This window comes from Lentzea sp. NPDC102401 (assembly GCF_044765805.1).
Lineage (GTDB): Bacteria > Actinomycetota > Actinomycetes > Mycobacteriales > Pseudonocardiaceae > Lentzea > Lentzea sokolovensis.
In genome coordinates this window covers 267,853-280,050 of sequence record NZ_JBIWKS010000006.1, presented here as the reverse complement: position 1 = coordinate 280,050, position 12,198 = coordinate 267,853, and the positions used below count along the sequence as shown (strand labels likewise).

At 71.3% G+C, this 12,198-nt stretch carries 15 protein-coding genes; 7 read left to right on the top strand and 8 right to left on the bottom strand.

What is annotated here, in order from left to right; translation table 11 throughout:
• Positions 1–12: 12 nt before the first annotated feature.
• The 3 genes from ACIRG5_RS23060 to ACIRG5_RS23050 are packed head-to-tail and all read right to left on the bottom strand — an operon-like array spanning position 13 to position 1,384.
• Positions 13–477 carry a peptidoglycan-binding protein gene (locus ACIRG5_RS23060; RefSeq protein ID WP_402907752.1) on the bottom strand — a complete coding sequence of 155 codons (465 nt, stop codon included), beginning with the start codon at positions 475–477 and terminating at the stop codon, positions 13–15.
• 34 nt (positions 478–511) lie between these two features.
• Positions 512–940 (bottom strand): peptidase inhibitor family I36 protein, encoded by a 429-nt coding sequence (locus tag ACIRG5_RS23055; protein WP_402907750.1) that lies wholly within the window; start codon positions 938–940, stop codon positions 512–514.
• A 12-nt stretch (positions 941–952) separates the two neighbouring features.
• Positions 953–1,384 (bottom strand): hypothetical protein, encoded by a 432-nt coding sequence (locus ACIRG5_RS23050; protein WP_402907747.1) that lies wholly within the window; start codon positions 1,382–1,384, stop codon positions 953–955.
• A 120-nt stretch (positions 1,385–1,504) separates the two neighbouring features.
• Between ACIRG5_RS23050 and ACIRG5_RS23045 the strand changes: the two genes are divergently transcribed.
• Both ACIRG5_RS23045 and ACIRG5_RS23040 read left to right on the top strand, forming a co-directional pair.
• A complete protein-coding gene (locus ACIRG5_RS23045) occupies positions 1,505–2,386 on the top strand; it encodes a BTAD domain-containing putative transcriptional regulator (RefSeq protein WP_402907744.1) in 882 nt (293 codons plus the stop codon).
• On the top strand, positions 2,383–4,461 hold the full coding sequence (locus ACIRG5_RS23040; RefSeq protein WP_402907741.1) for a tetratricopeptide repeat protein: 2,079 nt from the start codon (positions 2,383–2,385) through the stop codon (positions 4,459–4,461). Before ACIRG5_RS23045 ends, ACIRG5_RS23040 begins: the two co-directional genes overlap by 4 nt.
• On the opposite strand, the gene ACIRG5_RS23035 is transcribed toward ACIRG5_RS23040, so the two are convergent.
• The 4 genes from ACIRG5_RS23035 to ACIRG5_RS23020 are packed head-to-tail and all read right to left on the bottom strand — an operon-like array spanning position 4,453 to position 7,862.
• The gene (locus tag ACIRG5_RS23035) at positions 4,453–5,109 is read right to left on the bottom strand and encodes a CoA transferase subunit B (protein WP_402907738.1); all 657 of its coding nucleotides are present in this window, start codon (positions 5,107–5,109) and stop codon (positions 4,453–4,455) included. The genes ACIRG5_RS23040 and ACIRG5_RS23035 overlap by 9 nt on opposite strands.
• Before the next feature lies 1 nt (position 5,110).
• Positions 5,111–5,887, bottom strand: a complete 777-nt coding sequence (locus ACIRG5_RS23030; protein WP_402907735.1) for a CoA transferase subunit A — start codon at positions 5,885–5,887, stop codon at positions 5,111–5,113.
• A complete protein-coding gene (gene pcaD / locus ACIRG5_RS23025) occupies positions 5,884–6,648 on the bottom strand; it encodes a 3-oxoadipate enol-lactonase (RefSeq protein WP_402907732.1) in 765 nt (254 codons plus the stop codon). Before pcaD ends, ACIRG5_RS23030 begins: the two co-directional genes overlap by 4 nt.
• The gene (locus ACIRG5_RS23020; RefSeq protein WP_402907729.1) at positions 6,648–7,862 is read right to left on the bottom strand and encodes an acetyl-CoA C-acetyltransferase; all 1,215 of its coding nucleotides are present in this window, start codon (positions 7,860–7,862) and stop codon (positions 6,648–6,650) included. The genes pcaD and ACIRG5_RS23020 overlap by 1 nt, the downstream gene beginning before the upstream one ends.
• 78 nt (positions 7,863–7,940) lie before the next feature.
• Here ACIRG5_RS23020 and ACIRG5_RS23015 point away from each other — a divergent pair, with 78 nt between their 5' ends.
• On the top strand, positions 7,941–8,837 hold the full coding sequence (locus ACIRG5_RS23015) for a LysR substrate-binding domain-containing protein (RefSeq protein WP_402907726.1): 897 nt from the start codon (positions 7,941–7,943) through the stop codon (positions 8,835–8,837).
• A 1-nt stretch (position 8,838) separates the two neighbouring features.
• Here the strand turns inward: ACIRG5_RS23015 and ACIRG5_RS23010 are convergent, their stop codons facing one another.
• Complete coding sequence (locus ACIRG5_RS23010; RefSeq protein ID WP_402907723.1) at positions 8,839–9,339, bottom strand: MarR family winged helix-turn-helix transcriptional regulator; 501 nt, start codon at positions 9,337–9,339, stop codon at positions 8,839–8,841.
• Positions 9,340–9,377: 38 nt separating this feature from the next.
• On the opposite strand from ACIRG5_RS23010, the gene ACIRG5_RS23005 reads away from it, so the two are divergent.
• The 4 genes from ACIRG5_RS23005 to ACIRG5_RS22990 all read left to right on the top strand — a co-directional run bounded on the left by ACIRG5_RS23005 (position 9,378) and on the right by ACIRG5_RS22990 (position 12,042).
• Positions 9,378–10,046, top strand: coding sequence for an NADPH-dependent F420 reductase (locus ACIRG5_RS23005; protein ID WP_402907720.1), 669 nt, complete (start codon positions 9,378–9,380; stop codon positions 10,044–10,046).
• A 39-nt stretch (positions 10,047–10,085) separates the two neighbouring features.
• Positions 10,086–11,063: an NADPH:quinone reductase gene (locus tag ACIRG5_RS23000; protein WP_402907718.1), complete on the top strand. Its 978-nt coding sequence runs from the start codon at positions 10,086–10,088 to the stop codon at positions 11,061–11,063.
• Positions 11,064–11,097: 34 nt separating this feature from the next.
• Positions 11,098–11,538, top strand: a complete 441-nt coding sequence (locus ACIRG5_RS22995; protein ID WP_402907715.1) for a hypothetical protein — start codon at positions 11,098–11,100, stop codon at positions 11,536–11,538.
• A gap of 213 nt (positions 11,539–11,751) precedes the next feature.
• Positions 11,752–12,042 (top strand): DUF4342 domain-containing protein, encoded by a 291-nt coding sequence (locus tag ACIRG5_RS22990; protein WP_402907712.1) that lies wholly within the window; start codon positions 11,752–11,754, stop codon positions 12,040–12,042.
• The last annotated feature ends 156 nt before the right edge of the window (positions 12,043–12,198 follow it).

Below are 12,198 nucleotides of genomic sequence, written 5' to 3'. Positions count from 1 at the left end.
GCCGGCGGCACCTCACGGGTTGATGTTGTAGTAGCAGTACCCGTCCTCTCTCGGGGTCCAGGTGGCGAAGGTCGGGAACACGGCGAACGGGAAACCGCCCTGCCGTGTCTTCGGGCCGTACCTGCCGTCGACCGTGAGGCCGGCGTTGTACCACTCGTTGAGCTTGGTCTGGACGTTCTCCACCGCCTGCTCGGTCTTCGGGCCGAAGTCGCGGTCGTCGGCGATGTTCTGGCCCATGCACCGCCGCATCGACACCTGGATGACCCGGACGGCGTCGCCGAAGTTGCCCCTGCCCAGATCGCAGTTGTAGGCGCCGGTGTCCCACCCGATCGTGGGCACCCGCATGAATCCGCCCGTGACGGAGTACGTCGTGAAACTGTTGCAGGACGCCGCCGCCTGCGCGGTTCCCGGTGATGCCACCGGGATCACCGCGGCCAGAACCGCTGTGGCGGCGAGTGTTGCGCGAATCGATCTCATGGAACTTCCCCCTTGGTCGGTCACACGTGGCGAGTCAGCAGACGATGTCCACGGCATCGATGTCGTTCTCCAGATCGCTGTAGAAGCTGCCCTGCTTCCCGACCGGGACCCAGCCCTTCAAAACCCAGCCCTTGGCGGTCTCCCAGCGGTACACCCTGACCTCGCCGCTGCCGCGGTTGCGGATCGAGGAGATGCGGTTGTCGAGCCGCGGGACGTTCGACGCGAGGTTGTACCAACCGCATCCCGGCGCGTTCCACAGCCAGCTCCGGCCCTCGGTGAGGTCGTAGTAGCAGGAGTAGCCGGGCTCGCACTCCCAGGCGGCGGCGCTCAGGTCCGAGCCGATCTGCTCCAGCCTGATGCCGTTGGGGTCGTCGTCTCCCGCCCCCGCGGGTGTGCCGGACGTGGTCACCGCGAACATGCTCACGCAGGCGACGACTGTGTTCCGTGCGAACTTGGTGAACATGGTCGCCCCCGATCAGTTGTCGAAGTAGAGCGAGGCTCCCTGGCACGAGTGCGGGCAGTGCAGCTCGGCCCGGTAGTTCCCGGCGGGCCAGCCGACGGCCCAGACGCTGTGTTCCTCTCCTCGCCTCTTGTTGTTGCGGAGGATCTCCGGATTCCCGGGCCCGTCGAGGTACCGGACGATCACGAACGAGTTGACCGGGTCCGGAGTGCCCGGCTCGAACGGCGCCGTCCACGGGATGTTCAGCGTCGCGGCGTGAGGGTTCGCGCCGCTGCCGACCCACAGCGGCGCGGTCACGCAGGTCCACTGGGTGGTGACGGTGCACGACCTGTCGGCCATCGCGCCCGGATCCGCGGTGGCCGGCTGTCCCGCCGCCAGAACGGCGCCCAGCGCGGCGACGACCATGCCGGCGGTCCTGAGTTTGTGTGCGACTGTCCCCGTTCGCATGTAATTCCTCTCCTGGTGCGGTGTCCCGCGTTCCCGCGGTTACGCCAACACCGTGAACCCGGCCGGTTTCACGGCGGTTTCACCGGGAGCGGTGCCACCGTCGTGCGGCGGGAGGCGACCATGAAGACGGAGTTCGGCGTGCTCGGTCCACTTCGCGTCGTGGTGGAGGGGAAGGACGTCGATCTGGATCAACCGATGCTCCGCCGTTTGCTGGCACTGTTGCTCTGCGACGCCAACTCGCCTGTGTCCGCCGAGGCGCTCGCGGACGCGCTGTGGGAGACGAACCCGCCCGCGTCCGCGAGGAAGACCCTTCAGCTGTACGTGCATCGGCTGCGCAGGAAGCTCCGCGATCCGGCGCGAATAACGCACGGTCCCGCCGGCTATCGGCTCGTCGTGGAACCGGGCGAGCTCGACGCCGACGAGATGCGACGGCTGGTCGCGGACGCCCATGCGACCGTCGATCCCGGCAGGCGTGCCGCGTTGTTGCGCGACGCGTTGGCGTTGTGGCGCGGGATTCCGCTCGCCGACCTCGTCGACGTGCCCGCCGTGCTGGCGCTGTCGGACGCGCTGATCGACCGGTGGCTCGCGCTGCTGGCGGAGCGCGTCGACGTCGATCTGGAGCTCGGCCGGCACGACGATCTCGTGGCGGAGCTGACCGAGGTGGTGGCGCGGCAACCGTTGCACGAACGGTTCCGGGCTCAGCTGATGCTGGCCCTGTACCGGTGCGGCCGGCAGGCGGACGCCCTGGCGACCTACCACCAGGCGAGGGAAGCGCTCAGCGACGAGCTGGGAGTCGATCCGTCCGACGCCCTGTGCGCCCGGTACCAGGAGGTGCTGCGGGCCGATCCGGCGCTGGACCTCCCGGCGCGGCCGCGCCGTCCCCGGCCGGCGCAACTGCCCGCCGCGCCGTCCCCGGCCGGCGCAACTGCCCGCCGCGCCGTCCCCGGCCGGCGCAACTGCCCGCCGCGCCGCGCGACTTCAGCGGCAGGGTGGACGAGTTGAAGGAGCTGGACGCCGCGGTGGCCGGTGGAGCGGGACTGGTGACGATCTCGGCGATCGCGGGCGCCGCCGGGGTCGGCAAGACCGCGCTGGCTCTGCGGTGGGCGCATCAGCGGCGTGACGACTTTCCCGGCGGCCAGCTGTACGTCGACCTGCGCGGAGCGGCCACGGCGAACCCGGTCGACGCGGCGCACGCGCTCGGTGAGTTCCTGCGCGCACTGGGCGTTCCGGCCGAACACGTTCCGCAGGAGCTCGACAGCGCCGCCGGGCTCTACCGGTCGCTCGTGGCCGACCGCAGGGTCCTCGTGCTGCTGGACAACGCGCACGACGTGAACCAGGTCCGGCCGCTGCTGCCCGGCACGTCCACGACCGTGACCCTGGTGACCTCGCGGAACCGTCTCGCCGGTCTGGTCGCGATCAACGGCGCACGCCGTCTTTTGCTGGCTCCGCTGCGGCCGCAGGAGTCACACGACCTGCTCGTGGCCCTCCTCGGCGGTGAACGGGTCGACGCCGAGCCGGACGCCGCGGCCGAGGTCGCCCAGGCCTGTGGCCACCTGCCCCTGGCGTTGCGGATCGCCGCCGCGAACCTGCTGGACCAGCCTCGCCGACGGCTCGCCGGCTTCGTCGCCGAGCTGGCCCGCAACCGGCTGAGCACCCTCACGGTCTCCGAGGACGACCAAGCGGCCGTGCGGTCGGTGTTCGCGCTGTCGTACGAGCGCCTCGAACCGGCCGCGCGCAGGGTGTTCCGGCGGCTCGGCCTGGTGCCGGACGTCGACGTCACGCCCGAGGCCGCCGACGCACTCGACGGCGTGGGGAGCAGGCGCCTGCTGGAGGTGCTGTACGACGCTCATCTGCTGGACTGCCGGACACCCGGCCGTTACTCCTTCCACGACCTGATCGGGTTGTACGCCAGGGAACTCGCGGAGGCGGAGGAGGATCGGCCCGCCCGCGAGGCGGCGCTCGACCGGCTCTGTGCCTGGTACGTCGGCAGGCTGGCCGCGGCGGACCGGTTGCTCGTGCCCTACCGCCCGTCCGGCATCGAAGCCGACCCGACGGCGCCGTTCGGGACCGCGCTGGACGCGTTGGCGTGGCTGGACGACGAGAGGTCCAACCTCTCCGCGTTGGTCCATCACGCCGTGTCGACGCAACGGTACGAGGTGGCGTGGCAGATCCCGTTCCTGCTGGCCGGCTACTTCGAGCACCGCGGCACGTGGTTGCTCGGCGTCCGCCTGCTGCGGTCCGCGGTCGACGCCGTGATGGAGTTCGACGACCTCGACCTCGAGTGCAAGGCCAGAGCGCAGTTCTCGATCGCCCTGGTCCACGCCGGACGAGTCCCCGAGGCCGTGCGGGAACAGCAACGGTGTCTCGCCATCGCGAGGGAGGCCGGCAACACACAACGGCAAGCGGCGACGCTGAACAACCTCGGCTGGATGCACCACGAACAAGGCGACACCGCCAGCGCGCTCGCTTCGTACGAGTCGTCGTTCGCACTGTTCGAGGCCCTCGACGACCGCGGCTACATGGCCATCGTGCTGCAGAACATCGGGGACGCGAAGTCGTTGCTCGGTGACTTCTTCGGTGCGGTCGAATATCACGAACGGTCTCTGGCCATCGCTCGCGAGGACGATCTCGTGGGCCAGCAAGGGGATTCTCTGCTGTCCCTGGGACAAGCGCACGCACGGGTGCAACGGCACGACGACGCGGTCCGGATCTTCCGCTCCGCGTTGCCGCCGGTCGTGGCGGCCGGCAACAAGATGACGGAAGCCCTCGCCCACCGCGAGTTCGGCCACAGCCTGCGCGTCCTCGGCGACACCACCGCCGCGGCCGACGAGTTCGCCTTGGCCGCAAAGCTCTATCACGACACGGACGACGTGCACCTCGCCGTCGCCGCGTATCTGGACCTGAGCGGCGCGCGCGTCGAGACAGGCGACTTCGGCGCGGCGCGGCGGGCATTCGACGCGGCCCGCGAGCTCCATCTCCGGGCACCCGACCCGATCAACGCCCGCCGGCTCGACGCGATGGCCACGAGTCTGGCGGGTGGATGCTGGAAGGGTGTCGATCCGCCTGAGTCACCCTGACGCCGTCGCCGCCGAGTCCCTGTCGAGCACCGGCGCGCCCGTCTTCGCCACCACGTCCTCGACCGTGCTGCCGGGCGCGAGCTCGACCAGCCGGAACGCCCCGTCCGCGACGTCGAGCACGGCCAGGTCGGTGATGACGCGGGAGACGACGCGGCGTCCGGTCAGCGGCAGCGTGCAGGCGGAGACCAGCTTCGGATCACCGGCGCGCGAGACGTGGTCCATCAGGACGATGATCCGGCGGGCACCGCTGACGAGGTCCATCGCGCCGCCCATGCCCTTGACCATCGCACCCGGCACCATCCAGTTCGCGAGGTCGCCGTGCGCGGAGACCTGCATGCCGCCCAGCACGGCGGTGTCGATGTGGCCGCCGCGGATCATCGCGAAGCTGGTGGGGGAGTCGAAGAACGAGGCTCCCGGCAGCACGCTGACGGTCTGCTTGCCCGCGTTGATGAGGTCGGGGTCGACCTCGTCGTCGTAGGGGAACGGGCCGACGCCGAGGATGCCGTTCTCCGCGTGCAACGTCACGGTGGAGTCCGCCGGCAGGTGGTCGGGGATCAGCGTGGGCAGGCCGATGCCGAGGTTGACGTACTCGCCGTCGCGCAGTTCGAGCGCGGCGCGGGCGGCCATCTCGTCGCGGGTCCAGGCCATGTCAGTTCGCCTCCTGGCGGGCGCGGGTGGTGCGCTTCTCGATGTCCTTGCGGGCGGCCTGGTCCTGGGTGAGCGCGACGACGCTCTGCACGAACACGCCGGGCAGGTGCACGTGGTCCGGCTCGATCTCGCCGACCTCGACGACGCGTTCGGCCTCGACGACGGTGAACCGGCCCGCCATCGCGACGGCCGGGTTGAAGTTGCGGGCGGCGGCGTGGAAGACGCAGTTGCCCGCGCGGTCGGCGATCGCGGCGCGCACGAGTGCCACGTCGGTGACGATCGACTCCTCCAGCACCATCTCCTTGCCGTGGAACGTGCGGACCTCCTTGGGAGGGGAGGAGAGCGCGACGGTGCCGTCCGGGTGGTACCGCCACGGCAGGCCGCCCTCGGACACGAGCGTGCCGACGCCGGTCGGCGTGTAGAAGGCGCCCACTCCGGAACCGCCGGCGCGCAGCCGTTCCGCGAGTGTCCCTTGTGGAGTGAGCTCCACGGTCAGCTCACCCGTCAGGTACTGCCGTGCGAACTCCTTGTTCTCTCCGACGTAGGACGCGACGACCCGGCTGATGCGGCGGTGTTCGAGCAGCAGTCCGAGACCGGCGCCGTCGACACCGCAGTTGTTGGAGACGATCGTGAGGTCGTCGGCGCCCTGCTCCAGCAGGGCCTCGATGAGGAACCACGGGATGCCCGCGAGCCCGAATCCCCCGACCGCGACGCTCGCGCCGGACGGGATGCCGGCCACGGCTTCGGCCGGTCCGCCGGCCACCTTGTCCAGGCTCATGAACGGCTCTCCTTCGTGAGGTGGTCGATCAGCGCCGCCGTGACGACGTCCGGCTGCTCGGCGTTGGCGAGGTGCGCGGCGCCGGGGACGACGAGCAGCCGGCCGTCCTGGACCGAGGTGGCGATCTCCTCGAGGTGGTGGGGCGGTGTCGCCGGGTCGTCCGCTCCCGCGATCGCGAGCGTCGGCGCGCTGATCCCGGCGAGGTCCGCGCGCTGGTCCATGACGGCGATCGCCTCGCAGCAGCCCGCGTACCCCTCCGCCGGAGTGGCCGAGACCATCGCCTCCCACCGCGCCCGGTCCTGGTACGCGGGCGTGAACCAGCGCTGGACGACGGCCTCGGCGACCGCGCCTGTTCCTCGTGCGCGAACGAGGGCGGCGCGGTCGGTCCAGTTCGACGCCGGTCCGAGGCAGGCACTGGTGCACAGGACCGCGAGCCGGTCCACGCGTTCGGGGTTGCGGGCGGCGACGCGCAGTGCGGTCATGCCGCCGAGCGACAGCCCGGCCAGGTGCGCCTTCTCCACGCCCAGCCGGTTGAGCAGCACGACGAGATCGCCGACGAGCGCGTCGATGGTGTGCGGGCCGGGTACGACGGGGGAGCGGCCGTGGCCGCGGGTGTCGTAGCGGACCACCCGGAAGTGCTCCTCGAGCGCGGCGACGTTGGCGTCCCACATCTCCAGCGTCGACCCCAGTGAGTTGGACAGCACGACGACAGGGCCGTCCGGCCTGCCCGTGACGACGTGGTGGACCTCGGCGACGCTCATCAGCGCACCGCCTCGAAGACGGCGGCGAGACCCTGGCCGCCGCCGATGCACATCGTCTCCAGGCCGTAGCGGCTGCCGCGGCGGCGCATCTCGTGCGCGAGCGTCGCGAGGATCCGCGCTCCGGTCGCGCCGACCGGGTGGCCGAGCGAGATGCCGGACCCGTTGGGGTTGAGCCGGTCGTCGGCCGCGTCGACCTTCCACTCGCGCAGGCACGCGAGCACCTGGGCGGCGAACGCCTCGTTGAGTTCGATCACGTCCAGGTCGTCGAGGGTGAGTCCGGCCCGGTCGAGCGCGGCGGCCGTGGCGGGCACCGGTCCGATGCCCATCACCTCGGGTCCGACCCCGGCGACGGCCCACGACCTGAGTGCGAGCACGGGCCGCAGCCCGCGCTTCTCGGCTTCGTCGCGAGTCGTGACCACGCACAGCGCGGCGCCGTCGTTCTGGCCGCTCGCGTTGCCCGCCGTGACCGTGGACTCGGGGTCGAGCTTCAGCCGGACCGGTCGCAGCGCGGCGAGGTCGTCGAGCGTCGTGTCCGGGCGGGGGTGCTCGTCCCGGTCGACGGTCAGATCGGGCCTGCCGCGGCGGCCGGGCACGGTCACCGGCACGAGCTCGCCGGCGAACCTGCCCGCCTGGTCGGCGGCACCCCAGCGCTGCTGCGACCGCAGTGCGAACTCGTCCTGCTCGGCCCGCGAGATGCCGTACTCGCGGCGGAGGTTCTCCGCCGTCTCCAGCATGCCGCCGGGCACCGGGTGGAACCGGCCACCGGCCGTCTCCCTGGCCCGGTCGAGCCGGTCGACGAGCTGGATCCCGCCGCTGCGGACACCGGTGCGCAGCCCCAGCGCGTAGTGCTCGACCTGCGACATCGACTCCGCGCCACCCGCCACGACGACCTTCGCCGCACCGGTGGCGACCTGACCCGCCGCGTAGAGCACGGCCTGCAGCCCGGAACCGCAGCGCCGGTCGATCTGCAGGCCCGGAACGCCGACCCCGAGGCCCGCGTCGAGCGCCGCGACCCGGCCGATCGCCGGTGACTCGCCGTTCGCGTAACTCTGTCCGAGCACGACGTCGTCGACATCGCCCTCCCGCAGCCCCGTGCGGCGCACCAGTTCCGTGAGCACGGCGGTGGCGAGGTCGGCGGCGCTCAGCGAGGCCAGAGCCCCGCCGAACCGTCCGACCGGGGTCCGGAGGGGTTCGCAGATCACGACGTCGGTCATGCCCTCGACCCTAGGGCCGTCCGGTGATATCCAGAAATACCCGTTTGACGTCGACTGAGACTCTGCCAGTATCAATCGGTGGAACTTCGTCATCTGCGGTACTTCGTGGCGGTCGCCGAGGAACGGCACTTCGGGCGCGCCGCCGAACGCCTGCACATGGCACAACCACCCCTCTCGCAGCAGATCCAGCAACTGGAGGCCGAGCTCGGCGTGACGTTGCTGCACCGCACCACCCGCAAGGTCGACCTCACCGACGCCGGACTGGTCTACCTGGACCGCGCGCGAGCCGTGCTGTCCGCTGTGGACGACGCGGCGGCAGAGGCGCGACGGGTGGCCGAGGGCGTGCAGGGCAGGCTGGTCGTCGGGTGCGTCGGCTCGGCCACCTACAGCCTGCTGCCCGCGTTCGCCCGGGCCCTGCGGGACGAGCTTCCGGCCGTCGACTTCGTGTTCCGCGGCGAGATGCTGGCACCGGACCAGCTCGAATCCCTGCTCGCCCGCCGCGTCGACCTCGCCCTGCTGCGCCCGCCGGTCGAGAACTCCGGGCTGCGGGTGACCACGGTGCGCCGCGACCGGCTCATCGTGGCGCTGCCCGAGGACCACCGCCTCGCGCGGCGAAAACGGCTGAAGATCGAGGACCTGCGCGAGGAAGACCTGATCGTGCACGCGTCCCACGGCCGTTCGGTCATGCACGGGATCGTCACGGACCTGTGCCGCTCGGCGGGGTTCGAGCCGCGGATCCGCCACGAGGTGGCGGAGACCTCGACCCTGGTCACCTTCGTCGCCTCGGGGCTCGGTGTGGCCGTCGTCCCGGAACCGGTGGCGGAACTCGGCGTGCCCGGGACGACCTATCGTCCGCTGGCGGGCGGGCAGGGCATCGAGCTCGTGGCCGCCGTGCGCGCCGACGACGACTCGCCGGTGCTCGCGAGGGCGCTCGGGTTGCTGGCGCGGTGGCAGGAACGGACCACGCCGCGCTGACTCAGGTCTCCAGCCACTCCGGCCGGGTGGACGAGGCGGGGTCGAGCCGGTCGAGGATGCGTTCGTGGGCGGCGTGCAGCTGGCTCAGCTGTGCCTCGTCCAAGGGGTCCACGACCAGTTCGCGGACCAAGGTGACGTGACCGGGTGCGGCCTGCTCGACGGCCGCCATGCCCGCGCCGGTGAGGACCGCGCGGCTGGCCCGGCCGTCGCCGGGGTCGGGCTCGCGGCGCAGCAGATCGCGGGCCTCCAGGCGCTTCACGACGTTCGAGAGGCGTGACAGCGAGGAACTGGTGAGCTGCGCCAGGCGGCTCAGGCGCAGGGCGTGGCCGGGGATCTCGGAGAGCATCGACAGCACGTGGTACTCGAAGAACGTCAGTCCGGCGTCGCGCTCCAGCTGGGCGCCGAGGGTCGCGGGCAGCCGGGTCAGCACGCGCACCATGTCGAGCCAGGCCAGCCGTTGCTCCGCCGTCAGCCAGCGCGGGTCCTTCGAGTCCGAGGTCACACCTCCAATTTACTTGACGCTTGAACCATTCGCTCCTAGTGTCGGAGACAGAAAGTTCAAACTTGAACTATTTGGAGGCTGTCATGCGGGTCGCGATCATCGGTGCGGGCAACGTCGGATCCGGGCTCGCCGGCGCTGCCGCCGCCGCGGGACACCAGGTCACCGTCGCCGCCGCCCACGAGGAGAACGCGGTCAAGGTCGCCGAGCAGGTGGGAGGAACGGCCGCGGCGTCCGCGGCAGACGCTTCCCAGGGCGCGGACGTGGTGGTGCTGGCGGTGCCCGCCGGCGTCGCGGCCGACGTGCTGGACGAGATCAAGGGCACCGGTGCGGTCGTCGTCGACGCCACCAACCCGATCAACGAGACCTACAGCGGCCTGACGACCGGCGGCACGAGTCACGCCGAGCAACTGGCTTCCGCCGCACCGGGGGTGAAGCTCGTCAAGGCGTTCAACACCGTCTTCGCCTCGCGGCTGGGTGACGCGACCGAGGGCGGTCAGCCACTGGACGGCTACTACGCCGGCGACGACGAGGCGGCGAAGCAGGTCGTGGCGGACCTGCTGACCTCGCTGGGCTTCCGGCCGATCGACGCGGGCGGCCTGCGGATGGCCCGTTCGCTGGAGGAACTGGCCTTCCTGAACATCACCCTCAACGCGCGCAACGGCTGGAGCTGGCAGAGTGGGTGGCGCCTGACCGGTCCGACCGTCTGAAAAGGACTGCCGACTTCCCGTTCCGGCTGAAGGAGAAGCATGTTCGCGTCCTGGTACGACCGGCAGGGTTCCGCCGCCGAGGTCCTGCGCGTCGGCGAGCTGCCCGATCCCGAGCCAGGCCCCGGTGAGGTGCGGGTCGAGGTGCGACTGTCCGGGGTGAACCCCGGCGACACGAAGAAACGGCGTGGCTGGCTGGGTTCCTCGATGCCGTTCCCGAGGGTCGTCCCGCACAGCGACGCCGCCGGAGTGGTGGACGCGGTCGGCGACGGCGTCGACAAGAACCGGCTGGGACGGCGCGTGTGGGTCTACGGCGCGCAGTCCTACCGTGCGTTCGGCACGGCCGCGCAGTACGTGGTCGTGCCCGACCACATGGCCGTGCCGCTGCCTGATCACTTGAGCGACGAACTGGCCGCGAGCCTGGGCATCCCCGGCATCACGGCCCACCGCACGGTGTTCGCCGACGGACCGGTCGACGGCCGGACCGTGCTGGTGCAGGGCGTGCTCGGCGGTGTCGGTTCCCTCGCCGCGCAACTGGCGCGCTGGGGCGGCGCCACCGTCCTGGGAACCGTGACCAGGACCAGCGACCTCGACCTCGTCGACCCCGAGTTCGTCTTGCACGCGGTAGCCCTCGACACCCCCGGCGCGGCCGACGAGATCCGCGCGCACGCGCCGGACGGCGTGTACCGCATCGTCGAGGTGTCGTTGTCCGACAACGCGGACCTCGACGTCGCCGTCATCGCGAACGATGGCGTCATCGCCGCCTACGGCACCCGGACCGACCGCACGGAACTGCCGTTCTGGCCACTGCTGTTCGCCAACGCCACGGTCAGGTTGTTCGGCAGCGACGACTTCCCCGCCGCCGCCAAACGGGCCGCTGCCCGCGACCTCACCGCCGCGGCCGCCATGGACGCGCTGCGGGTGAAGGTCGGGCAGCTGTTCCCGCTCGCCGAGATCGCGGCGGCCCACGAGCGGGTCGACGCGGGCGGTCGCGGCCGCGTGCTCGTCACCGTCCCGTGAGCGGTTCGGCGGCAGGGCAGGCTAGTTTGCCCCGGTGAGTCTCCTCGATGACGTGGCCGAACGCGACGGCTGGCGATGCTGGGTGTGCGACGAACCGGTCGACCCCGGAATGTCGGTGAACGACGCGCGAGGGCCGAGCGTCGACAGCCGGACAGCCGATCGGAAGGCGAAGATCGCCGAACGACTTGCGCACCGCGGGTGCAACAGCCGCAAGGGCGCGGTCAAGGTCGTCATCGCGTGGCCGGACCGCCTGCACGTGGCCGAACCCGCGCCGCTGATCACCGTGGCCGGGCGGCTGGAGCGCAAGGGCGGCCGCGAGATGGTGGCCCGGTGCCCGACGAAGCAGGACGCCCACGAGGCGGCGGACTGGCTGGCGGACCGGTTCTCCCGGCTGGTGCCGGGGCTGCCGGTGACCGCCACCGTCGAGTCGGGCGGCGGCCAGTTCCTCGTCGTGCTGGCCACCGGACGTCGTTGAGCGTTTTCTCGGAGGACAATTCCCGGAATCTCCCGATGCGCATTCCTATGCGCGCGACCGCGTGATGCGCATCACCTATCACCGGAGGTGGGAGCGGGTTTCCCGGCCTGAGGGGGAAATCAGGCGGAGGTCAGGGGAAAACCCTGATGGCACGGCACCTGATCACGGGCACGCTGGAAGTCGTCAAGGGGATGTCCCAGTTCGAGGAGAGACATGAGCGAATCCAAGTCCGAGCCCACCCGCAACCCCGTCGACTCGGTGGTCGACGCCGTGCGCGGACTGGTCAGCGAGGGCATCAACCGTCGTGTCGTCGTGCGGGACAGCAAGGACGACGTGGTGCTCGAGGTGCCGGTGGCTCTCGGGTTGGTGGCGGCGTTCGCCGCTCCGGTGGCCACGACGATCGGTGCCGGTGTCGCGCTGGTCGGCAAGTGCGGAATCTCGCTGGAGGACCGCCGGAAGCCTGGTAGCGAGCCCGCGACGACGGTCGAGGCCGAGCAGGCGTAGTCAGGGGCCGCGATTCGTCGCGGCGGGGGATCAGGGGACGCGGCGGGGGGGGGGGGGGCCCCCGGGGGGGGGGGGGCGGCCCCCCGGGGGGGCCCCCCCCCCCACGACCAGGTTGAGGTCGAGATTCGACAGGTTCACCGCACCTCCAGTCATCCA